Source organism: Amycolatopsis sp. MEPSY49, from assembly GCF_051337345.1.
Taxonomy (GTDB): domain Bacteria; phylum Actinomycetota; class Actinomycetes; order Mycobacteriales; family Pseudonocardiaceae; genus Amycolatopsis.
The window spans coordinates 22301-42959 of sequence record NZ_JBDLYJ010000007.1; the positions used below are offsets into that span (position 1 = coordinate 22301).

23 protein-coding genes are annotated in these 20659 nt (G+C 71.2%); 11 read left to right on the top strand and 12 right to left on the bottom strand.

Translation table 11 applies throughout. From position 1 onward, the window contains the following. The first annotated feature begins 22 nt into the window (after nucleotides 1-22). Genes alr through tsaE form a run of 3 tightly spaced genes read left to right on the top strand, consistent with a single transcriptional unit; the run spans nucleotide 23 to nucleotide 2690 of the window. Nucleotides 23-1138, top strand: a complete 1116-nt coding sequence (gene alr / locus ABFJ78_RS28835; RefSeq protein ID WP_436389728.1) for an alanine racemase — start codon at nucleotides 23-25, stop codon at nucleotides 1136-1138. Beyond that, nucleotides 1135-2232, top strand: coding sequence for an alpha/beta fold hydrolase (locus ABFJ78_RS28840; RefSeq protein WP_436389729.1), 1098 nt, complete (start codon nucleotides 1135-1137; stop codon nucleotides 2230-2232). Before alr ends, ABFJ78_RS28840 begins: the two co-directional genes overlap by 4 nt. After that, nucleotides 2229-2690: a tRNA (adenosine(37)-N6)-threonylcarbamoyltransferase complex ATPase subunit type 1 TsaE gene (gene tsaE, locus ABFJ78_RS28845; RefSeq protein ID WP_436389730.1), complete on the top strand. Its 462-nt coding sequence runs from the start codon at nucleotides 2229-2231 to the stop codon at nucleotides 2688-2690. The genes ABFJ78_RS28840 and tsaE overlap by 4 nt, the downstream gene beginning before the upstream one ends. Nucleotides 2691-2723: 33 nt before the next feature. Here tsaE and ABFJ78_RS28850 read toward each other — a convergent pair whose 3' ends face one another. The 3 genes from ABFJ78_RS28850 to ABFJ78_RS28860 form a co-directional block, all read right to left on the bottom strand. Further along, entirely contained in the window at nucleotides 2724-3686 is a 963-nt protein-coding gene (locus ABFJ78_RS28850) for a serine hydrolase (RefSeq protein WP_436390149.1), read from the bottom strand. A gap of 92 nt (nucleotides 3687-3778) precedes the next feature. Continuing rightward, nucleotides 3779-5110 carry a carboxyl transferase domain-containing protein gene (locus tag ABFJ78_RS28855; RefSeq protein WP_436389731.1) on the bottom strand — a complete coding sequence of 444 codons (1332 nt, stop codon included), beginning with the start codon at nucleotides 5108-5110 and terminating at the stop codon, nucleotides 3779-3781. Then, complete coding sequence (locus ABFJ78_RS28860; RefSeq protein ID WP_436389732.1) at nucleotides 5103-6527, bottom strand: acyl-CoA synthetase; 1425 nt, start codon at nucleotides 6525-6527, stop codon at nucleotides 5103-5105. The genes ABFJ78_RS28855 and ABFJ78_RS28860 overlap by 8 nt, the downstream gene beginning before the upstream one ends. Nucleotides 6528-6626: 99 nt before the next feature. Between ABFJ78_RS28860 and tsaB the strand changes: the two genes are divergently transcribed. From tsaB to tsaD, 3 genes are read left to right on the top strand one after another with little or no spacing between them, the layout of a single operon-like run. Further along, nucleotides 6627-7292 carry a tRNA (adenosine(37)-N6)-threonylcarbamoyltransferase complex dimerization subunit type 1 TsaB gene (gene tsaB, locus ABFJ78_RS28865; RefSeq protein WP_436389733.1) on the top strand — a complete coding sequence of 222 codons (666 nt, stop codon included), beginning with the start codon at nucleotides 6627-6629 and terminating at the stop codon, nucleotides 7290-7292. After that, the gene (gene rimI / locus ABFJ78_RS28870; RefSeq protein ID WP_436389734.1) at nucleotides 7289-7768 is read left to right on the top strand and encodes a ribosomal protein S18-alanine N-acetyltransferase; all 480 of its coding nucleotides are present in this window, start codon (nucleotides 7289-7291) and stop codon (nucleotides 7766-7768) included. The genes tsaB and rimI overlap by 4 nt, the downstream gene beginning before the upstream one ends. Then, nucleotides 7768-8814, top strand: a complete 1047-nt coding sequence (gene tsaD / locus ABFJ78_RS28875) for a tRNA (adenosine(37)-N6)-threonylcarbamoyltransferase complex transferase subunit TsaD (protein ID WP_436389735.1) — start codon at nucleotides 7768-7770, stop codon at nucleotides 8812-8814. The genes rimI and tsaD overlap by 1 nt, the downstream gene beginning before the upstream one ends. Nucleotides 8815-9251: 437 nt before the next feature. On the opposite strand, the gene wecB is transcribed toward tsaD, so the two are convergent. The 3 genes from wecB to ABFJ78_RS28890 all read right to left on the bottom strand — a co-directional run bounded on the left by wecB (nucleotide 9252) and on the right by ABFJ78_RS28890 (nucleotide 11460). Next, nucleotides 9252-10403 carry a non-hydrolyzing UDP-N-acetylglucosamine 2-epimerase gene (gene wecB / locus ABFJ78_RS28880; RefSeq protein WP_436389736.1) on the bottom strand — a complete coding sequence of 384 codons (1152 nt, stop codon included), beginning with the start codon at nucleotides 10401-10403 and terminating at the stop codon, nucleotides 9252-9254. A 95-nt stretch (nucleotides 10404-10498) separates the two neighbouring features. Then, entirely contained in the window at nucleotides 10499-10678 is a 180-nt protein-coding gene (locus ABFJ78_RS28885) for an LPXTG cell wall anchor domain-containing protein (protein WP_086672860.1), read from the bottom strand. 11 nt (nucleotides 10679-10689) lie between these two features. Next, nucleotides 10690-11460, bottom strand: a complete 771-nt coding sequence (locus ABFJ78_RS28890) for a choice-of-anchor P family protein (protein WP_436389737.1) — start codon at nucleotides 11458-11460, stop codon at nucleotides 10690-10692. 360 nt (nucleotides 11461-11820) lie between these two features. Here ABFJ78_RS28890 and xrtP point away from each other — a divergent pair, with 360 nt between their 5' ends. The 3 genes from xrtP to ABFJ78_RS28905 all read left to right on the top strand — a co-directional run bounded on the left by xrtP (nucleotide 11821) and on the right by ABFJ78_RS28905 (nucleotide 15644). Beyond that, entirely contained in the window at nucleotides 11821-12330 is a 510-nt protein-coding gene (xrtP, locus tag ABFJ78_RS28895; RefSeq protein WP_436390150.1) for an exosortase P, read from the top strand. After that, nucleotides 12327-13703, top strand: coding sequence for a glycosyltransferase family 2 protein (locus ABFJ78_RS28900; protein ID WP_436389738.1), 1377 nt, complete (start codon nucleotides 12327-12329; stop codon nucleotides 13701-13703). Before xrtP ends, ABFJ78_RS28900 begins: the two co-directional genes overlap by 4 nt. Nucleotides 13704-13769: 66 nt before the next feature. Then, nucleotides 13770-15644 (top strand): N-acetylmuramoyl-L-alanine amidase, encoded by a 1875-nt coding sequence (locus tag ABFJ78_RS28905; protein ID WP_436389739.1) that lies wholly within the window; start codon nucleotides 13770-13772, stop codon nucleotides 15642-15644. Here the strand turns inward: ABFJ78_RS28905 and ABFJ78_RS28910 are convergent. Genes ABFJ78_RS28910 through ABFJ78_RS28930 form a run of 5 tightly spaced genes read right to left on the bottom strand, consistent with a single transcriptional unit; the run spans nucleotide 15641 to nucleotide 19012 of the window. Then, entirely contained in the window at nucleotides 15641-16858 is a 1218-nt protein-coding gene (locus tag ABFJ78_RS28910) for a GNAT family N-acetyltransferase (RefSeq protein WP_436389740.1), read from the bottom strand. The genes ABFJ78_RS28905 and ABFJ78_RS28910 overlap by 4 nt on opposite strands. Continuing rightward, on the bottom strand, nucleotides 16855-17190 hold the full coding sequence (locus ABFJ78_RS28915) for an ArsR/SmtB family transcription factor (RefSeq protein ID WP_436389741.1): 336 nt from the start codon (nucleotides 17188-17190) through the stop codon (nucleotides 16855-16857). The genes ABFJ78_RS28910 and ABFJ78_RS28915 overlap by 4 nt, the downstream gene beginning before the upstream one ends. A 27-nt stretch (nucleotides 17191-17217) precedes the next feature. Beyond that, the gene (locus tag ABFJ78_RS28920) at nucleotides 17218-17619 is read right to left on the bottom strand and encodes an arsenate reductase ArsC (RefSeq protein ID WP_436389742.1); all 402 of its coding nucleotides are present in this window, start codon (nucleotides 17617-17619) and stop codon (nucleotides 17218-17220) included. After that, nucleotides 17616-18662, bottom strand: a complete 1047-nt coding sequence (gene arsB, locus ABFJ78_RS28925; RefSeq protein ID WP_436389743.1) for an ACR3 family arsenite efflux transporter — start codon at nucleotides 18660-18662, stop codon at nucleotides 17616-17618. Before arsB ends, ABFJ78_RS28920 begins: the two co-directional genes overlap by 4 nt. Continuing rightward, nucleotides 18659-19012, bottom strand: a complete 354-nt coding sequence (locus tag ABFJ78_RS28930; RefSeq protein ID WP_436389744.1) for a metalloregulator ArsR/SmtB family transcription factor — start codon at nucleotides 19010-19012, stop codon at nucleotides 18659-18661. The genes arsB and ABFJ78_RS28930 overlap by 4 nt, the downstream gene beginning before the upstream one ends. Nucleotides 19013-19090: 78 nt before the next feature. Between ABFJ78_RS28930 and ABFJ78_RS28935 the strand changes: the two genes are divergently transcribed. Continuing rightward, nucleotides 19091-19540: an ArsI/CadI family heavy metal resistance metalloenzyme gene (locus ABFJ78_RS28935; protein ID WP_436389745.1), complete on the top strand. Its 450-nt coding sequence runs from the start codon at nucleotides 19091-19093 to the stop codon at nucleotides 19538-19540. A gap of 3 nt (nucleotides 19541-19543) precedes the next feature. Here ABFJ78_RS28935 and ABFJ78_RS28940 read toward each other — a convergent pair whose 3' ends face one another. Continuing rightward, complete coding sequence (locus tag ABFJ78_RS28940; protein WP_436389746.1) at nucleotides 19544-20059, bottom strand: DinB family protein; 516 nt, start codon at nucleotides 20057-20059, stop codon at nucleotides 19544-19546. Between the two features lie 282 nt (nucleotides 20060-20341). Between ABFJ78_RS28940 and groES the strand changes: the two genes are divergently transcribed. Next, a complete protein-coding gene (groES, locus tag ABFJ78_RS28945) occupies nucleotides 20342-20635 on the top strand; it encodes a co-chaperone GroES (RefSeq protein WP_004559922.1) in 294 nt (97 codons plus the stop codon). Nucleotides 20636-20659: the final 24 nt, after the last annotated feature.

Below are 20659 nucleotides of genomic sequence, written 5' to 3' on the forward strand. Positions count from 1 at the left end.
TCATGGGAAACTGGGAGTCGCCATGACTCCCAGTTTTCCCCGCGCCCAGGTCGACATCGATCTCGACGCGATCCGCCACAACCTCACCTTGCTGGGCGCCCGCGCGCCCGGCGCCGAAGTGATGGCCGTGGTGAAGGCCGATGCCTACGGCCACGGCGCGCTGCCGGTGGCGCGCGCCGCGGTCGAGGCCGGGGCGAGCTGGCTCGGGACCTGCTCGCTCGGCGAAGCCCTCGCCCTGCGCGAAGCCGGCATCACGACCCGGCTGTTCAGCTGGCTGGACACCCCGGACGTCGACTTCGCGCCCGGCATCGAAGCCGGCGTCGACCTGGCGGCCAGCTCCCTGGGTGAGCTACGCCGCATCGCCGCCGCCGCTCCGGTGGGTACCCGGGCGCGTGTGCACCTCAAAATCGACACCGGGCTCTCGCGCAACGGCTGCCCGCCGGCCGCCTGGGCCGAGCTGGTCGAAGCGGCGGCCGCCGAACCGCGGGTCGAAGTCGTCGCCATCTGGTCCCACCTCGCGTGCGCGGACGAGCCGGACCACCCGGCGACGGATCTGCAGGCCAAGCGGTTCGCCGAGGCCTACGACGTCGCTCGCGCCGCCGGCCTCGACCCGAAGCGGCACCTCGCGAACTCCGCGGCCCTGCTCACCCGGCCGGACCTGCACTTCGACGTCGTCCGGCCCGGCATCGCGATGTACGGGCTGAACCCCGTGCCGCAGCCCGAAGACCTGCGCCCGGCCATGACGTTCCGGTCCGCGGTCGCGCTGGTCAAGCGCGTCGAAGCCGGCGAATCGGTGTCCTACGGGCACACCTGGACGGCCTCGCGCGACACGAACCTCGCGCTGGTCCCGGCCGGCTACGCCGACGGCGTCCCGCGGTCGCTGTCCGGCCGGATGGACGTCTGGCTCGGCGGGCAGCGGCGGCCGGTCGCCGGGCGCGTCTGCATGGACCAGCTGGTCGTCGACTGCGGGGACTACGAACCCGCCGCCGGCGACGAGGTCGTCCTGTTCGGGCAAGGCACGCACGGCGAGCCGACGGCCCGGGAATGGGCCGACAAGCTGGGCACCATCGACTACGAGATCGTGACTTCGATGTACCGCCCGCGCGTGCGGCGCCGGTATCTGGGGGACCGCTCGTGACACCTTCACGACGACTGCTGGCCATCGCCGGCGGGGTCGGGGCCGTCGCCACCGGGACCGCCGCCGCCGCTATCGTCGCCGCGCAGCAGCGGCGGCACAGTGAGGATCCGTACGTGGACGAGCCGCTGGGGGAGCTGAAGCCCGACCGCGCCTCGACGGTCGCGGCCGAGGACGGTACGCCGCTTTCGGTCGAGGAGATCGACCCGGAGGACGGCGGCGAACCGGAACTGACCGTCGTGGGGGTGCACGGCTTCGCGCTTTCGCGGCGCTGCTGGCACTTCCAGCGCCGTGACCTCGCTTCGTTGACGCTGCCGCGCGTGCGTCAGGTGTACTACGACCACCGCGGCCACGGCCTGTCCGGCGCGGCGTCCGCGGAGAACTCGACGATCGAGCAGCTGGCCCGGGACCTCGACTGCGTGCTGCGGTCGGTGGTGCCGGAGGGGCCCATCGTGCTGATGGGGCACTCGATGGGCGGCATGGTCATCATGGAGCTGGCCGCGGAGTTCCCCGAGCTGTTCGAAGACCGCGTCTGCGGGGTCGCCTTCATCGCGACGGCGGCGGGCGAAGTCGGCGCACGCGGGTTGCCGCGTTCGCTGCTTTCGAAGTACAACCCGCTGACGCGCGCGGCCGGCGGGCTCGCGGGCTGGCAGCCGGGGCTGGTCGAGTTCGTCCGCGCGGCGGGCGGGCAGCTGACACGCCAAGCCGTGCGGCGGCTGGCGTTCGGCAGCCGCGACGTCGCGCCCCGGCTCGTCGACTTCATGCTCGAAATGCTGGAAGTGACGCCGGTGCGCGGGCTCGTGAACTTCGTCGACACGCTCGGCAGCCACAACCGCTACGCCGCGCTGGCCGGCCTGAAGCACGCGGAAGTGCTGGTCATCGGTGGTGATTCGGACCGGTTCACGCCCTTCTCGCACGCCGAGCGGATCGCGGCCGAGCTACCCGACGCGGAGCTGGTGCGCGTCCGCGGCGCCGGCCACATGGTCCAGCTCGAGCAGCCCGAGCTGGTGAACAGCCATCTGATCGATCTCCTGCAACGCTGTTCCGGTGCGGACGGCGAATCCTCGTCCCGGCGAACCTGGTGGTGGCAGCGTTGAGTTTCGTTTTTCCCACGCCCGAAGAGACCATGGACTTCGGGCGCGTGCTCGGCCGCGCGCTGCGCGCCGGTGACCTGGTGCTGCTGGCCGGGCCGCTCGGCGCGGGCAAGACGACGCTGACGCGCGGCATCGCGGACGGCTTGGGTGTCGGCGGCCGGGTCAGTTCCCCGACGTTCGTGCTGGCCCGCGTCCACCCGGCGGGGGCGTCCGGGGTGCCGCTGGTGCACGTGGACGCGTACCGGCTCGGCGGGGATCTGTCCCAGCTGGACGACCTGGACCTGGACACGGACCTCGAGCGCTCGGCGATCGTGGTCGAGTGGGGTGAGGGTTCGGCCGAGCGGCTGTCGGAGGACTACCTGGTGGTTCGCCTGGACCGCCGCGAGGACGACGTCCGCGAGGTGACCCTGGAACCGCACGGCACCTGGGCCGACCGCGTCCCGGAGCTGGTGCGGGCGTAAGTCCGCACCAGCGCCGGGATTCCCGTCGGCCGCTCAGCCGCCGTTGTACTGCTGGTAGGCCGGTGCCCGGAACGCCCTGGTGCCGGCGCCCGCGATCTTGTCGACCGCGCGCAGGAACTTCGGCCCCATCTTCGCGGTGGCCTGCCGGACCGGGTGCGTGGCCCCGAAGTCCTCCGGGTTCGCCTGGCCGTGCGCGAACATCGAGTAGATCACCACCGGCTTGCCCGCGGCGTCGAACATGATCCCCGCCTCGTTGCGGCCGTCGTTCAGCCAGCCCGCCTTCGTGGCGATCCTCGCCCGGTCGGCGGACGACATCTCACGGCGGATGCCGTCGGTGAACGCCACCTGCGACCGCAGGATGGACAGCAGGTACTCCGTCGACGCCGGGCTCAGCAAGGTGCCCGCGACCAGCGCCTTCAGCAGGTCGTGGGTCTCGCGCGGAGTGGTCTGGCCGAGGAAGTAGCGGTTCGGGTTGGCCACCGGCGTGACCTGGGTCTTGGGGAAGCCCTTGCTCACCAGGATCTGGTTGATCTCGGCCGCCGGGACCACGAGCCCCACCAGCCGGACGCACGTGTCGTCCGAAACCGTGAGGAACAGCGACAGGACGTGGCCCAGCGTGAACGCGCTCGGGTACGCCTTGTCCAGGATGATGATGCCGTCACCACCCGGCACGACGATGCTTTCCGGCACCTGGACCTGCTGGTCCAGCGTGAGCAGGCCACGGTCGATCTTGTCCATCAAGGTGACCGCGACGGCCACCTTGTTGACGCTGTACGCCTCGACGACCTCGTCGGACGCCACGTCGACGGCCACCTGGTCGGCCACGCTGATGTAGGAGTTCCAGATGCCGCCCGCCTCAGCGGCCGCGTCGTCGTAGACGCGCTTCACCTTCTGCCTGGCCCGGTCCGGTGTGGCCGGGCTGGCCTCGATGTCTGCTTCCTGCGCGAACGCGGGAGTGCCGGTCAGAACGCTGCCGGCGACGACAGCGGTTCCCAACCCGAACGCCGCTCGCCTGTTGAGTCGATACCCCATCGCAAGATCCAACCATGGATGGAGCCACCAAAACGTCGTGGATGAGAAACAGTGTTCTAACCCTGTTTCGCACTCACGACCGCGCGGGCCACCCCCAGGTCCACCAGGTCCTGGGGCCGCAGGTGCAGTTGGTTGGCGATGTCCGGGACCTCCGAAGCCGGCCGCTTGAGGATCGCCGCCGCGGCCTCCGGGGACGTCACCGAGAAGTACGCGTCCGGTGCCACCCACGTCGAACCCAGCGCCGCGAACGCCAACGCTCCACCTGAGCCGCCCTCGCCGATCACCAAGGTCGTCACCGGGATCGACGCCGTCGCGACCGCTTCGAACATCGCCGCGATCGCGCCGCCCGCGCCCGCCTGCTCGGCCGCCGCGTCGTTCGCCGCGCCCGGGGTGTCGACCAGCGTCAGCACCGGGATCCCCAGGCGGGACGCCAGTTGCACCAGCCGCGCCGCCGTGCGGAAGCCCGCGGGCGACGTCGGCGTGCCGCACTGGGCCGCGTACGCGATCGTCCGGCCGTCGCGCCAGCCGAAGCCGCACGCCACCCCCGGATCGACGCCGCCGGCCCGGTCGCCGCTGACGTCTTCACGCCAGTCGAAGTACGCGTCCAGGTACTCGACCGCCCGCGGCCGCCGGGGAGACCGCGCGGCCTGCACGGCTTCCCAGCCCGTCGAAGGCAGCGAAGCCGGCCGAAGCGCGGTGGGCGGGGGCGCCGCCGCCGTCGAGCGCGCCGTCAGCAGCCGCAGCCACCGCTCCAGCGTCACGCCGAGTTCGTCCGGCGAAACGATCGCGTCGACCTGGCCCCACTCGAGCTTGGCTTCGGCGGTGTACGCCTCCGGCGAGCCGGCCGGACGCACCCGCGAGCCCGCGAAGCCGACCTGCGCGTCCGGCAGCGCGAGGATGACGTCCGCGCCCGCGCCGAGCGTCGCCCAGCCGCCGCCCGTCGTCGGGTCGCGCAGCACCGAAATCTGCGGAATGCCCATCGACCGCGTCAACGCCGCTGCCCGCGCCACCCGCTGGAGCTGCATCAGCGCGCGCATGCCCTGCTGCATCCGGCTACCGCCGGTCGAAATCAGCGAGACCACCGGGAGCCGCGCGTCGCGCGCGTGTGCGAAGGCCGCCTCGATCCGGTCGCCGGTGCGCTGTCCGAGGGACCCGCCGAGGAACCCGAACTCGAACGCGATCAGCACGGCCTCGACGTCGCCGATCTTCGCCGTCCCGCAGACGACCGACTCCTTCTCACCGGTGCGCTCCTCCGCGGCCGCCCGCGCGGAGCGGTAACCGGGCCAGTGGATCGGCCCGTCGGCCGGCTCGTCCCGCAACGGCGTGGGGAACTCCGTGAACCCGTTCGCGATCGCGCCGACGATCTCGCGCGCCGGCTGCCTAGGCACCGAGCGCCCGCTTCATGACCTTGCCCATGTCGTTGCGCGGCAACGCGTCCAGGTAGCGGACGACCCGCGGGCGCTTGTGCGGCGCGAGCAGCTTCGCGACGTGGTCGGCGAGTTCGCCGGACGACGGCGGTTCTCCCGACGGCACGATCCACGCGACGATCCGCTCACCGAGGTCGTCGTCCGGCTCGCCGGTGACGGCGGCTTCGGCGACGCCGGGGTGTTCGAGCAGCGCGTTCTCGATCTCGCCCGCGCCGATCTTGTAGCCACCGCTCTTGATCAGGTCGGTCGCCTTGCGCCCGACGATCTTCACGTAGCCGTCGGCGTCGCGCGTGGCCATGTCGCCGGTGCGGAACCAGCCGCCGTCGAACGCCGCCGCGGTCGCGTCCGGGCGGTTGAGGTATTCGGTGAACAGGTTCGGCCCGCGCACCTGGATCTCGCCGACGGTCTCGACGTCCTCGATCACCTCGCCGGCCTCGCCGACCAGCCGCAGTTCGACACCCCGCAGCGGGACGCCGACCGTGCCGGGCTTGCGCTCGCCGTCGGCTCGGACGCTCGTGTTCATCAGCGTCTCGGTCATGCCGTACCGCTCGACGACCTGCTGGCCGGTCGCCGCGGTGATCCGCTGGTGGTCGTGCACCGGCAGCGCGGCGGACCCTGAAACCAGCAGCCGCGCGGTCTTGAGCGCGTCCGCCAGCGCGGTGTCCGTGCCGACTTCGCCGGCGATCCGGTGGTACATAGTAGGGACGCCGAACAGCATGGTCGCGCCGTTCGCGAGTTCGCGCGCGACGCCCGCGGTGGAGAACCGGCCGAGGTGGCGGACCGAGCCGCCGCGGCGCAGCGGGCCGAGGATGCCGAGGATCAGGCCGTGCACGTGGAACAGGGGAAGCGCGTGCACGAGGACGTCGTTCGCGGTCCACTCCCAGGCGTCTTCGAGCGCGTCGAGCGTGGTCGCGAGCGCACGGCGGGGGAGGACGACGCCCTTCGGCGGCCCGGTGGTCCCGGACGTGTAGACGATCAGCGCAGGCGTCTCGGGGTCCGGTTCGTCGGCGAGCGGCGTCTGCTCGCCGACGAGCGGGATGTCCCGCCGCGGCAGGCCGGCCAGGCCCGCGGGCAGCTCGACGCCGGGTTCGGCGAGCACCAGCTGGGGCTCGCTGTCGGCGAGGATGTGCGCGAGCTCGCGTTCGCCGATCTTCGGGTTGAGCGGCACGGCCGGGACGCCGGCGAGCAGCGCGGCGACGACGGCGACGCTGGTGTGGATGGTCGGGGTCGCCCAGACCGCGACGCGGCCGCGGGGCAGCTCGGCGGCGAGGCTGCCGGCGACGGCGGCGAGGTCGGCGTAGGTGAGGACGTGGTCGCCGAAGCGGAGGGCTTCTTCGGCGGATCCGTCGGCGAGGGTGGGGAACAACGGGGCGGGCACCGCGGGGACCTCCCAGAGTCGGACTCCATCCGCACGTTACCGTGCGGTTCGATCCCCTGCAGCGAGGTGTCGAAGACCCTGGTCGTACGCTTGCTCACCGTGTTGGTACTGGCGATCGATACCTCGACCCCGGCGGTGACCGCGGGTGTCGTCGCGGTGGACGACAGCGGGGTCGAGACGCGCGGAGACCGCGTCACGGTCGACCCCCGCGCCCACGGCGAACTGATCACGCCGCACGCGCTGGCCGCCGCCGAAGAAGCCGGGGTCGCCCTCAAGGACCTCGACGCGATCGTCGTCGGCGTCGGCCCCGGTCCGTTCACCGGCCTGCGCGCCGGGATGGCCACCGCCGCCGCCTTCGGGCACGCGCTCGGCCTGCCGGTGTACCCGGTCTGCAGCCTCGACGCGCTCGCCGCCGACGTCGCCCCGGGCGGCAGCGCTTTCCTCGTCCTCACCGACGCGCGCCGCCGCGAGGTCTACTGGGCGGCCTACGACGCCGCCGGCGCCCGCACCGACGGCCCGCACGTCCAGCGCCCGGCCGACCTCGAGACCGACGTCGAGGTCGCGGCCGGCGACGGCGCCCTGCTGTACGCCGACGCGCTCGACGTCCGGCCGATCGAGCCGCGCTTCCCGTCGCCCGCCGGGCTGGTGAAGGCCGCCCGCGCCGCGTTGCTCGCGAAGGAAACGCCGGCGCCGCTGACGCCCCTGTACCTGCGCCGTCCCGACGCCGCCGAGCCCGCGGCGCCGAAACGGGTGACCACGCCGTGAGACTCGAGCCGCTGCGCCGACGGGACATCGCCCGGTGCGTCGAGATCGAGCAGATCCTGTTCCCCGGCGACGACCCGTGGAGCTCGCGCGCCTTCCACTCCGAGCTGGACGCGGGCAACTTCTACCTGGCCGCGCGCCCGGACGAGGGCGACGAGCTGCTGGGCTACGCCGGCCTGGCCGTGGTCGGGCGGCGCCGCGGCGAGTACGAGGCGACCGTGCACACCATCGGCGTCGCGCCCGAGTACCAGGGCCGGGGCATCGGCAAGGCACTGCTGCGGGCGCTGCTGGAGCGGGCCGACGAGTTCGAGGCGCCGGTGTTCCTCGAGGTCCGCACGGACAACGAGACGGCTCTCGCGCTGTACGAGAGCCACGGCTTCGAACGGCTCGGCATCCGGAAGCGCTACTACCAGCCCTCCGGCGCCGACGCGTACACGATGGTCCGCCCCGCGCGGACGCGAGACGAGGTGGCGGGCTGATGTCACGCATCATCATGGGCATCGAGAGCTCGTGCGACGAGACCGGCGTCGGCCTGGTCCGCCTGCACGACGACGGCACGGTCGAGCTGCTCGCCGACGAGGTCGCCTCCAGCGTCGAGCAGCACGCCCGCTTCGGCGGCGTCGTGCCCGAGGTGGCGAGCCGCGCGCACTTGGAAGCGATGGTTCCGACGACTTCGCGCGCGTTCGAGAAAGCCGGCCTTTCACTGTCCGATGTGGACGCTATCGCGGTGACGGCCGGGCCGGGCCTGGCGGGGGCGCTGCTCGTCGGCGTCTCGGCGGCGAAGGCGTACGCGACGGCGCTCGACGTGCCGTTGTACGGCGTCAACCACCTGGCCGGGCACATCGCGGTGGACACGTTGCAGCACGGGCCGCTGCCCACGCCGTGCTTGGCGCTGCTGGTGTCCGGTGGGCACACGCAGCTGCTGCGCGTCGACGACATCGCGTCGGAGATCACCGAGTTGGGGTCCACTGTGGACGATGCGGCGGGCGAGGCGTACGACAAGGTCGCGCGCGTGCTCGGCCTGCCGTACCCGGGTGGGCCGCCGATCGACAAGGCCGCGAAGAACGGCGATCCGGCGGCTATCGCGTTCCCGCGTGGTATGACGGGGCCGCGTGATGCCAAGAACGACTTTTCGTTCTCCGGGTTGAAGACTGCGGTTGCGCGGTGGGTCGAAGGCGCTTCGCGGCGTGGTGAGGAGATTCCGGTGGACGATGTCGCGGCGTCGTTCCAGGAGGCAGTTGCGGATGTGCTGACGATGAAGGCGGTTCGTGCGGCCAAGGAGCAAGGGATCGGCACCATTGTGATTTCCGGTGGGGTGGCGGCGAACTCGCGGTTGTCTTCGCTGGCCGCGGAGCGGTGTGCGGCGGCGGGGATCGAGCTGCGGGTGCCGCGGCCTCGGCTGTGCACGGACAACGGTGCGATGATTGCGGCCTTGGGGGCGCATGTGGTTGCGGCCAAGCGGCCTACTGCTCCGCTGGACTTCAGTGCTAACCCGGCTCTCCCGGTGAACGTGGTCTCCCTCTAGTTCCACCCCGCCCAAATGACATGAACGACTCTTTCATGTCGTCTGGTGACAGGGTCTCGGCAAAGTCAGGTCAGCGCGGCCGATCCGGTCGCCCGCACGTCATGAACGGGTCGTTCACCTCGTCAGACGACGTGAACGACCCTTTCATGACATCGCCGCGACGCCGGGCAGACCGCGCGGCCACGACTTTGCCGGAGCCCTGTCGTCTGGTGACGTGAATGACTCATTCATGTCACCAGACGACAGGAATGAGTCATTCATGTCGTTTCGGTCAGGGCTGGCTGATCGCCACCCCGCTCGCCCATTGTGACTACGGCCGGCGGCACCGCGTCAAGGCGGGAAAGATGCCTTGACCCGGCACCGCCGGCCGTGTTCTGGCTTCGGATCGGGGTTGCGGGGGGTCTGGGTTCCGTATTGCTGGGGTGCGTGTTCGTCCGTCAGGAAGCCGCTGCGTGCTTGTGCGCCGGGGCGCCCACGCCCAGCAGCTCCTCGATCGCCGCGACCGCCAGGGCCGCCGCATTTCCCTCGCCGTAAGGGTTTCCGACCTGTGCCGGTCGCAGCTCGCCGCTCAACAAGCGCGCTGCCGTGTCCGCGATGCGGGATGTCTCCGTGCCCACCAGCCATGCGCACCCTGCCTCGACGACCTCCATCCGCTCGGTGACGTCCCGCAGGACCAGCACCGGCGTCCCGAAGGTTGGTGCTTCCTCTTGGATGCCGCCGGAATCCGTCAGTACCAGCGATGCCAGGCGCAGCGCGCGGACCAGGTCCGGGTACTCCAGCGGGTCCGTTATCGTCACCCGGGGCAGGCCGGCCAACGCCGCCTCCACCTGAGTGCGGACCTGTGGGTTCGGGTGCGCCGGGAACAGCACCTGCACGTCCGGGTGCTCGGCCACGATCAGCTGCACCGCCGCCAGCGTTCGCTCCAGCGGCTCGCCCCACGACTCGCGCCGGTGGGATGTCACGAGCACCAGCCGCTCGGCCGCTTCCGCGATCTCCATCTCCAGCAACGCCAGCGCCGTGTCGCGGGCCGGGAGGTCGCGCGCCGCGATCTCCAGCACCGCGTCGACCACCGTGTTGCCCGTCACCGCGATTCGTTGCCGCGCAACGCCTTCCGCGCGCAGCTCGGCCGCCGCGCCGAGGGTCGGCGCCAGGTGCAGCGCCGCCAGCCGGGACACCATCTGCCGCGCGCCCTCCTCCGGGAACGGCGCGGTGAGGTCGTGCGTGCGCAGCCCGGCTTCCAGGTGCACCACCGGGATGCCCAGCCAGAACGCGGCGAGCGCGCCCGCGAGCGTCGTCGTGGTGTCGCCCTGGACGACGAGCGCGGCCGGCGCGTGCCGGCGCAGGACGTCGTCGAGCGCGGGCAGCAGGCCCGCGACGAGCTCCGCCTGACCGCCGGTCACGCGCGGCGGCACGGCCAGCCATTCGTCCACGACCAGGCCGAACGGCGTCAGCGCCTGCTCGACCATGCCCGCGTGCTGCCCGCTGTGGACCAGGATCGGCCGCAACGCGGGGTGCGCCTCCAGCGCCAGCGCCAGCGGCGCGAGCTTCAGCGCTTCCGGCCGCGTCCCGGCCAGCAACATCACATCCACCCCGTGGTGCCCCTTCTCCACATAGTCCAGTGTCCAGGAAAAAGCTGACCGCGGGGCCGCCGGCGTGCGAGGGGCACACGCCGGCGGCCCCCTTTTCACTCCCGCGCCTGGGAGAGACGGCGGTTGCGGCGGTGGACGGCGATCAGCGCGACGGTCCCGAGCAGGACCAGGAGCACACCGACGGCCAGCCACCACCCGACGTCGGCACCGGTGGCGGCGAGGGTGCCCACCCCGCCACCGGCCACGCCGACGCCCGCGCCCGGCATCTTGTACATGCGGGCCTCGCTCAGGCCCGCGCGGAGCGGCGGCGGTAGATGCGCGTGCCGACCGGCACCGCGACGGCGCCGAGCAGCCCGAGCCCGATCCACAGGCCCGCCCCGGACGCCAGCGGCATCGGCGGCGCGGCCGGGCCGCAGGTCGCCGACGACACGACCACGTCACCCGAGCCCAGCGCGTTGAGGCCCTCGCCGAGCAGCTTCACGTGGACGGCGTTGACCGTGAGGCTGCCGTCCTGGTTCTTCACCTGCTCGTTGAGGATGATCGTCGCGACGTTGAGCGCGCCGAGCCCGACCTTGATCTGCGTGTTCGCGGCCGGGGTGGCGTCGACCTTGCCGACGCTGCCGAGGTTCGCGCCGACCAGCTTCGTGCTGCCCTCGACGCCCTTCTGCGTCGCGGTGCAGACGGCCTCGACGACCTTGATGCCGACGTCGCCGAGGGCCGCCTTCAGCAGCGGCAGCCCGACGTCGGCGGTGCTCGCCTTCGCCGTCACCGCACCGGAGTTCTCGTCGCGCTTGGCCTCGGTGTTGACCGCGCCGGCGGTGAGGATGCCGGGCAGGTCGACCTTCGCGAGGCTGTTGCTGGTCGGGCCCGCGGTGTTGGCGGCTGCGAACGGGCCCGCCTGCACCGCCTGCTGCCCGAGCAGCTTGACGTCGACCTTGACGCCGTACGCGGATCCGTCGCCGGGCGCGGCCGAAGCGGGGGCCGCGCCGGCGAGCACGACGCTCGCCACGACCGCGGCGAGCAGGCCGCCGCGGCGCACGAGGGAGCTCTTCTTCAACTGATCCTCCGAAATTAGCTGGGTTTCCCTGGAGTTCGCGTGACGGTGGCGCGGATCGAACCGGCTTGCCTCGACTCGGCACGCGAATCGACTATCGCGAAGAGCGGCCCGAATAGCACACAAAATTTCCCGAATCACCGGATCGGGTATTCCGCGACGCCGTTTGCGCTGGTCGGCGCGACATCACTCGAACGGCGTAACAAGTTCGGCGAAGAACCAGCCGAATGGGGCGCTCTTTCCATCCCTCCGGGTGGAAAGGCACTGCACACATGTCCTACGCTCCCTCGGGGTCCGCAGTTCGACCGAAGAATCCACACCGAGAGGAACGTCGTGGCCGTAGCGAGCGCTCCGAACTCAGGAATGGCACGGTTTCCGCTGGTCGCGGCGCTCGGCGCGCTCGCGGCCGCAGGGGTCGTGGTGGTGCTGGCCGAGCGGTTCTACCGCGAGCTGGAAGTACGCCTCGCGGGGATGATCCTCGATCTGTTCACTACATCGGGTGTTTATGTCGCCCCCGATCGGGAGTCCGTTTACTTTGGGTTGACGAGCACTGCTCCGTTCGGGTTGAGAATGACTCCGGAATGCTCCTCGGCGTTCCTTTTGCTCCCGCTGCTCGTTGTGACCATGGTCATGTTGTATTTCCGGCCGTCGAATGCGAAACGCCTGTTCTTTTCCCTCGGCATTTCCGCGCTCGTCGTCGTGCTGGTGAACCAGCTGCGCATTCTCACGATCGTCGGGCTGGTCCACTGGCTCGGTACCGACGAGGGCTACTACTGGGGCCACACGCTGCTAGGTTCGATGGTCAGCGTGTTCGGCGGCGCCGTCTCGATCGTCCTGTTCGTCTGGCTCGCCACGCGGAAGAAGAAGGCATGAGCGTCAAGGTCCTGCTGGCGATCACGCAGGCGTTCGCGCTCACGATGAGCGTGGCGTTCCTGGTGTACGTCGTGGTCATCGTGGTGCCGTACCTGCGCCGCAAGCCCGGTCCGGCCGGCGACCCGGCGGACTTCACGTGGCACTTCTTCGTGCCGTGCCGCGACGAGCAGACGGTGATCCGCGAGACGATCCGCTACCTGCGCACCACGTTCCGCAAGGCGCACGTCTGGGTCGTCGACGACGACTCGGAGGACCGCACCGCCCGCGTCGTCCGGATGCTGTGGCGGCGCCACGGCGGCTACGACCCGTACCTGCACCTGGTGCCGCGCGTGCGGCCCGAGGCCCGGACGGGCAAGGGCGACGCGCTCAACGCCGCCTACCGGGCGCTCAACGACTGGATGGGCCCGGACGTCGCGCGGGACGACGTCGTCGTGGTGGTCGTCGACGCCGACGGCCGCCCGGCCCCGAACTGCCTGGAGGTCTGCGCGGCCGACCACCTCTTCGGCGACCCGGAGATCGGCGCGGTCCAGCTCGACGTGTGGATGAGCAACGTCGAGACGCCGCCGCCGTCGCGCAACCCCGTCGGCCGCTGGTTCGGCCTGAAGCTCGCCCAGCTGCAGGACCTCGAGTTCCGGACGGCGATCGCGGCGATCCAGACCTCCCGCGGCTTCACCGGCACGATCTCGATGGGCGGCAACGGCCAGTTCACCCGGCTCACCGCGCTCGACTCCATCGCGGGCGCGACCGAAGAGCCGTGGCGCGGCTCGCTGCTGGAGGACTTCGAGCTCGGCGTCCACCTGCTGACGGCGGGCTGGCGCACCGGGTTCACCCCGGACTCCCATGTGGCACAGGAGGGTCTGTACAGCCTGCGCCGGTTCCTGGTGCAGCGCACGCGGTGGGGCCAGGGCACCATGCAGTGCGCCCGCTACCTGCGCCGGATCTGGGATTCGCCGCACGTCAGCACGCTCGGCGCGGCGGAGATGATGTACTACCTCGCCCAGCCGTGGCTGCAGCTGCTCGGCTCGCTGCTGTACCCGATCCCGTTCGTCCTGCTGGTGGTGAGCACCGCGGGCGACCCGGCGCAGATGTGGACGTGGTTCACCGGCGGCGCCTGGATCCTGTTCGCCATCTACGGCTCGTTCGGGCTGCTGCCGTTCCTCGTCTGGGGCCCGATCTACCAGCTGAAGTGCCTGCGCAGCAGGAACGTCCTGCGCGGCATCGGGCTCGGGTTCGCGTACGCGGCCTACATCTACACGTTCTACGTGACGTCGTGGCGCGCGCTGTTCCGGCTCGTCCGCGGCCGCAACGGCTGGGCGAAGACGCGCCGCAACACCGAGCAGTCGGCGGGGGCGAAGGTCGCGCTCGACGCGTGAGCACTTACCTCCGGGGTGAGTTTCTGGTTAGGTTCTCACCGTCTGGCACCTGAACCCTGGGGGTTTATGCCCATGTCCGTCCGTTCCCTCCCGAGATCGGCGGCGCTGGTCGCCGCCGTCACGCTGCTGACCGGCCTGGCCGCCGTACCGGCCCAGGCCGCCAGCCGCGATCAGCGGCAACGCGACTTCGCGGCCGCCGCCGCCGAGTTCGGCGTCCCCGAGAACGTCCTGCTCGGCGTCTCCTACCTGGAGTCGCGCTGGGACTTCAACGCCGGCACGCCCAGCACGTCGGCCGGCTACGGCCCGATGCACCTCACCGACGTGCGCGAGGCCGGGGTGGCGACCAGCCACCACGACGAAGGCACCGAAGACCCGCGCGGCGACGACGCGCGCCCCGCGCTGCACCCGCAGGCCGGGCCCGCCGCGCCGCCGTCCGGGCTGCAGACCGTCGACGAAGCGGCGAAGCTCGTCGGCACCGACGCCGCGACCCTGCGTACCGACGCCACCCAGAACATCCGCGGCGGCGCCGCCCTGCTCGCCAAGTACCACGCCGGCCAGACGGACTGGTACGCCGCCGTCGCGAAGTACAGCGGCTCCACCGGGGACGCCGCGCAGACGTTCGCCGACGAGGTCTACGAGACCATCAAGAGCGGCGTGGCCCGGACCACCGACGACGGCCAGCAGGTCACCCTCGCTGCTTCGCCGGACCTGCGGACGCCGGCGCACGGCGGGAACCCCGCGAACGTCGAATGCCCCCGGACCGTCGCCTGCGAATCCGTCCCGGCGCCCTACCAGGAGCTGCCGAACGACGACTACGGCAACCACGACCTCGCCGACCGGCCGAGCAGCCAGAAGATCGACCACATCGTCATCCACGACACCGAGGGCTACTGGGACAACGTCCTCGACCTCGCCCAGGACCCGACGTACGTGAGCTGGCACTACACGATCCGCTCCAACGACGGCCTGATCGCGCAGCACGTGCCGACCAAGGACGTCGCCTGGCACGCCGGCAACTGGTACGTCAACGCGAAGTCCATCGGCATCGAGCACGAGGGCTTCGCCGCGAAGGGCACCTGGTACACCGAGGCGATGTACCGGTCGAGCGCGAAGCTCGTCGGCTACCTTGCGCGCAAGTACGGCATCCCGCTCGACCGCGCGCACATCATCGGCCACGACAACGTGCCGGGCACGATCCCGTCGACGATCAAGGGCATGCACTGGGACCCGGGCCCGTACTGGGACTGGTCGCACTACTTCGACCTGCTGGGCGCGCCGCTCGGCGGGTTCGGCCTGCCGGGCTCGTCGCTGGTCACGATCGACCCGGACTTCGCGAAGAACCAGCCCGCGTTCACCGGCTGCGACAGTCCCGGAACACCCTGCGCGCCAAGGGGTTCCGAGGCCGTGGTGCTGCACTCGGAGCCGAGTGAATCTTCGCCGCTGCTGAAGGACATCGGCCTGCACACCGACGGTTCGCCGTCCACAATGGACGTGTCGGACGTGGGCAGCCGCGTCGCGACCGGGCAGCAGTACGCGGTCGCCGGCGTCAGCGGCGACTGGACGGCGATCTGGTACCTCGGCCAGAAGGGCTGGTTCCACAATCCGCGCGGGGCGCACGTGGCCAAGCCCGCGATCGGCTGGGTGGTGACACCGAAGCCGGGGCTGGCGACGGTACCGGTGTTCGGGCGCGCGTACCCGGAGCCGGAGGCCTACCCGGCGAACGTGCCGGTGCAGGCGATCACGCCGCTGCCGTACACGTTGTCGGCGGGCCAGAAGTACTCGTCGGCCGGCACGGTCGGGTCGGAGTACTACTACGCGGTGACGTTCGACCCGGCGGACCACGTGGTGGTCAAGGGCAAGCTGAAGTACGTCCAGATCCAGTTCGGGCACCGGATCGCGTTCGTCAAGGCGGACGACGTCCGGATCCTCCCGGCGTTCTAGCCCGGCGCGGGGGCGGCGGGTTCAGCCCCGCCGGCGCCGATCCGGTCGCTCCGGCGTTCGACCAGGACGACGTCACGCCACCGGTCGCGGTGCCGGCCGAGGCGCTGCCGGGTGCCGACCTCGCGGAACCCGGCCCGCTCGTGCAGCTTCCGGCTCGCCGTGTTCTCCGGGAAGATCCCGCTCTGGATCGTCCAGATCCCGGCGTCTTCCGTCGACGCGATCAGCGTCGTGAGCAGCGCTTGGCCGATCCCGCGGCCGCGCGCGTCCGGATGGACGTAGACGCCGTGCTCGACAACCCCGCTGTAGACGCACCGGGACGATACGGCGGTGACCGCGGTCCAGCCGAGGACGTCTCCGGCGGGGTCGAGGGCGACGAACCGGTGTGCCGGCAGGTGGGCGGCGTCCCAGGCCGGCCAATCGGGTGCGGTGGTTTCGAAACTCGCGTCCCCGGTGTCGAGTCCGGCCTGGAGGATCGCCAGGACTTGCCCGGCGTGGGCGGCCGTCATGGGGACGACGCGGACCGGTGCCGGGCGGACGGCGCGGACGATCGCCGAGTTCAGCTTGTCGCCGACTTCGTGGGTGATCCGGACCTCGATGTCCGCCAGCCCGGCGTCGCGGAGCAGCGCGCGGTAGCGCTCGGCGGTGAGCGCGTCGCCGAGGCATTCGGCGGTGGCGGCCGCGCGTTCGGCGTCGGTGAGCGTGCCGGCGGCCAGGATGTCGGTGATCCCGAGGCGCCCGCCGGGGCGCAGGACGCGGGCGATCTCGGCGAACACGGCGGGCTTGTCGGGGGAGAGCGTGATGACGCAGTTGGAGATGACGACGTCGACCGAGGCGTCCGGCAGCGGGATCCGTTCGATGGTGCCGTGGACGAACTCGGCGTTGGTGACGCCGGCCCGCTCGGCGTGGCGGCGGGCGAGGGTGAGCATCTCGTCGGTCACGTCGAGGCCGATCGCGCGGCCGGTCGGGCCGACCCGCCGCGCGGACAGCAGGACGTCGAGCCCACCGCCGGAGCCGAGGTCGAGCACGGTTTCCCCGGGCCGCAGGTCGGCGACGGCCACCGGGTTGCCGCAGCCGAGGCTGGTCGCGGTCACCTCGGCGGGCGCGTCTTCGCCGGCGTAGTGGACGGCGCCGAGCCGGTCGGTGTCGGCGATCAGGCCGGTGCTTTCCCCGGCCAGCGCCCGGCGGGCGGCGTCGGCGTAGCGGTCGAGGCTCACGGGCACACCTCCGCGAACGTGACGGCGGCGCGCCCCATGACGACGTCGGCGGCCGTCGGGAAGCAGGACACGCAGCGCTGGTTGACCCGGTAGAGCCGGGCGGTGCCGCGCGGTTCGGCGAGGACGAACCGGGCTTCGGTGAGGATCTTCAGGTGGGCGGACACGGTGGACTGCCCGACGTCGACGTGATCGACGATCTCCCCGACGGTCATCGGCGTGCCGGCGGCGGCCAGCAGGTTGAGGATCTGCACCCGGGTCGGGTCGGCCAGCGCCCGGAACCAGCCGGCGTAGGTCTCAGCGGTGGCGCGGTCCAGCACGGCGACTCCTTTCATCGTTCATCGACGATAAACGATTGAGGGTCAGCCGGCAACCAGTTCGGCGAGCAGGGCGCGGACCCGGCGGTCGATCTCGTCCCGGATCGGCCGGACGTGCTCGGCGGACTGCCCGGCGGGGTCGTCGAGCTGCCAGTCGAGGTAGCGCTTGCCCGGGAAGATCGGGCACGCGTCGCCGCAGCCCATGGTGATCACGACGTCGGCGGCCTCGACCGCGTCGGTGGTCAGGCGCTTGGGGAACTCGCGGGAGACGTCGATCCCGAGTTCGGCCATGACCGCCACCACGGCCGGGTTGAGCTCGCTCGCCGGAGCCGATCCGGCGGAGCGGACGGTGACGCGGCCGGCGGCGTGGTGGTCGAGCAGCGCGGCGGCCATCTGGGAGCGGCCGGCGTTGTGGACGCAGACGAACAGGACTTCGGGGGTGTTCACGGGGTGACCTCCACCGGGGAACGGCGGCGCAGCGCCAGGGACACGTACACGAGCGCGACGAGCACGGGGACTTCGATCAGCGGCCCGACGACCCCGGCCAGCGCCTGCCCGCTGGTCGCGCCGAACGTCGCGATGGCCACGGCGATGGCGAGCTCGAAGTTGTTGCCCGCCGCGGTGAACGCCAGCGTCGTGGTGCGCTCGTACGACAGGCCGACCGCGCGGCCGAACGCGTACGACCCGGCCCACATCAGTCCGAAGTAGACGAGCAACGGCACCGCGATGCGGACGACGTCGAGTGGCCGCGCGGTGATCTGCTCTCCCTGCAGGGCAAAGAGAACCACGATGGTGAACAGCAATCCGTAGAGCGCGGCCGGGCCGATCTTCGGCAGGAACTTCGACTCGTACCAGTCGCGGCCCTTCGCGCGTTCGCCGAGCCGGCGGGTGAGGTAGCCGGCCGCGAGCGGGATGCCGAGGAAGATCAGCACGCTTTTCGCGATCTGCCACCCGGAGACGGCGAGATCGGCTTGCGGGAGGCCGAGCCACCCGGGCAGGACCGTGAGGTAGAACCAGCCCAGGAGCCCGAACGCGACGACCTGGAACACCGAGTTCAGCGCGACCAGCACGGCGGCGGCTTCCCGGTCGCCGCCCGCGAGGTCGTTCCAGATGATCACCATCGCGATGCAGCGGGCGAGGCCGACGATGATCAGCCCGGTCCGGTACTCGGGCAGGTCGGGCAGCAGCAGCCAGGCCAGGGCGAACATCAGCGCCGGGCCGATCAGCCAGTTCAGCACCAGCGACGGCCACAGCAGCCGCCGGTCGCGGGTGACGGTGCCGAGCCGGTCGTAGCGGACCTTCGCCAGCACCGGGTACATCATGACCAGCAGCCCGAGGGCGATCGGCAGCGAGATCCCGTCGACCTGCACGGCGGTCATCGCCGTTTTCAAGCCGGGGCCCGCCAGCAGTCCCGTGACCATCGCCGCCGCGATCCACACGGGCAGGAACCGGTCCAGAGTGGACAGCCGCCCGGCGACCGTGCCGGTCACGCCGGAACGCCGGGGACGAGCACGGCCGAGAGCCGGGCCAGCACCTCGGGGTGGACGCGGTAGTAGACCCAGGTGCCGCGGCGTTCGCCGGTGATCAGCCCGGACTCGCGCAGGACCTTCAGGTGGTGGGAGATCGTCGGGCCGGTCAGGTCGAAGGCGTCGGTCAGGTCGCACACGCACGCCTCGCCGCCGGCGTGGGAGGCGATCAGCGACAGCAGCCGCAGCCGGACGGGGTCCGCCATGGCCTTGAACAGCTTCGACAGCTCCACGGCCTGGTCCTCGCTCAGCGGCTCGCGGGCCAGCGGGGAGCAGCAGGCGTCCATCGCGACGAGCGGCAGCTGTTTCGGCATGTGTCTATCTTGACATTCTTCTAAGTAGAGAGCAATCTAAGTTCCTGTTTCGATGAACGTCTATCCAAGGAGGACGCGATGGCACGGGTACAGCTCGCACTGCGGGTCGGGGACCTCGAAGGCTCGATCGACTTCTACTCGAAGCTGTTCGGCACCGCGCCGGCCAAGCTCCGGCCCGGGTACGCCAACTTCGCCGTCGCCGAGCCCGCGCTCAAGCTCGTGCTCCTGGAGGGCGAGCCCGGCCAGGCGACGGTCATGGACCACCTCGGCGTCGAGGTCGAGTCGACCGACGAGGTCAGCGAGGCCAGCAAGCGTCTCACTGGTGAGGGGCTGGAGACGCTGACGGAGGACAACACGACGTGCTGCTACGCCGTCCAGGACAAGGTATGGGTGCACGGTCCCGGCCAGGAGCCCTGGGAGGTCTACACGGTCAAGGCCGATTCGCGGACGTTCGGTGCGGACAGCGCGGCCCTCACGGCCACCTGCTGCACTTCCGACGCCGCTCGGCCGGAGGGCTGCTGTTCCTGACCTTCACTGATCGAGCGCCAGCTGCCGGCGGTGGAAGTCGAAGTGCCGCGTCGGGAACCGGTACACGTCGGCCAAGGTCATGTAGTCCCGGAAGAACGGGTCCCACCGGGTCGGGTAGTGCATGCCGCGGGCGAGGTCGTCGTCGGTCTCGCGGTCCAGACGGCGGTGCAGCGCCGCGACGGTCCGGTCGAAAAGCGCCCGCATCCACCGCTTCGGCAGCAGCGTGCCGCCGAGCCACGAGCCGGCGAAGTTGACCGCGTCGAACGGCACCGTCCCGGCGTTCAGCAACCGGGCGAACCCGCGGCTCGCGCCGTCGGGCAGCTGGTCGAACAGCCGCACCAGCCCCGACAGGGCCCGGATGATCAGGTAGCCGAGCAGCATGTGGAACAGCAGCTGGCGGTTGGTCCACCGGGTACCCGCGCTGGGGCGCCGCAGGTCGCTGTCGGTCGCGCTGTCCAGCAGCTCGTGAAAGGTCCTGCGCGCCTGCTCCAGCTCCGCGTGAACGGCCGTCTTGTCCACGGTCGCAGTGTCCGCCGGTTCCGTGGGGAAGGCCAGGGGCCCGCGTGACCGGCCTTGCGGCCCCTGGTCGTCGGTGCTGGTCGGCGGCTCGGCGAAAGGTGCCGGTCAGAGCACTTCCGGGGGCATTCCACACGCCCGTGACCACCCTCCTTGCACGACTGGCACTCACGTGGCTAGAGTGCTAATCGCACGGCCCGACAGCCCCGGCACCCGCGACGGCGGGGGTGGTAGAGCCGTAACCACATCCTGCCAACGCTTTCGACGACCGTGGAGGTCAACCCGGTGAGCGTGAACATCAAGCCGCTCGAGGACAAGATCGTTGTCCAGACGAGCGAGGCCGAGGAGACGACCGCTTCCGGCCTCGTCATCCCCGACACCGCCAAGGAGAAGCCCCAGGAGGGCAAGGTTCTGGCCGTGGGCCCGGGCCGGATCGACGACAAGGGCAACCGCGTCCCGCTGGACGTGAACGTCGGTGACGTCGTCATCTACTCGAAGTACGGCGGCACCGAGGTCAAGTACAACGGTGAGGACTACCTGATCCTGTCCGCCCGCGACGTGCTGGCCGTCATCAACTGACGTCCGCTCGCAGCGCAATGACGC

What these genes read in the sequence shown, in the direction of transcription:
- ABFJ78_RS28905 (WP_436389739.1), top strand. Translation starts at nt 13,770, where the DNA reads ATGCCCATGTCCGTCCGTTCCCTCCCGAGATCGGCGGCGCTGGTCGCC.
- tsaD (WP_436389735.1), top strand. Translation starts at nt 7,768, where the DNA reads ATGTCACGCATCATCATGGGCATCGAGAGCTCGTGCGACGAGACCGGC.
- ABFJ78_RS28935 (WP_436389745.1), top strand. Translation starts at nt 19,091, where the DNA reads ATGGCACGGGTACAGCTCGCACTGCGGGTCGGGGACCTCGAAGGCTCG.
- ABFJ78_RS28915 (WP_436389741.1), bottom strand. Translation starts at nt 17,190, where the DNA reads ATGAAAGGAGTCGCCGTGCTGGACCGCGCCACCGCTGAGACCTACGCC.
- alr (WP_436389728.1), top strand. Translation starts at nt 23, where the DNA reads ATGACTCCCAGTTTTCCCCGCGCCCAGGTCGACATCGATCTCGACGCG.
- ABFJ78_RS28900 (WP_436389738.1), top strand. Translation starts at nt 12,327, where the DNA reads ATGAGCGTCAAGGTCCTGCTGGCGATCACGCAGGCGTTCGCGCTCACG.
- ABFJ78_RS28930 (WP_436389744.1), bottom strand. Translation starts at nt 19,012, where the DNA reads ATGCCGAAACAGCTGCCGCTCGTCGCGATGGACGCCTGCTGCTCCCCG.
- xrtP (WP_436390150.1), top strand. Translation starts at nt 11,821, where the DNA reads ATGGCACGGTTTCCGCTGGTCGCGGCGCTCGGCGCGCTCGCGGCCGCA.
- ABFJ78_RS28885 (WP_086672860.1), bottom strand. Translation starts at nt 10,678, where the DNA reads ATGTACAAGATGCCGGGCGCGGGCGTCGGCGTGGCCGGTGGCGGGGTG.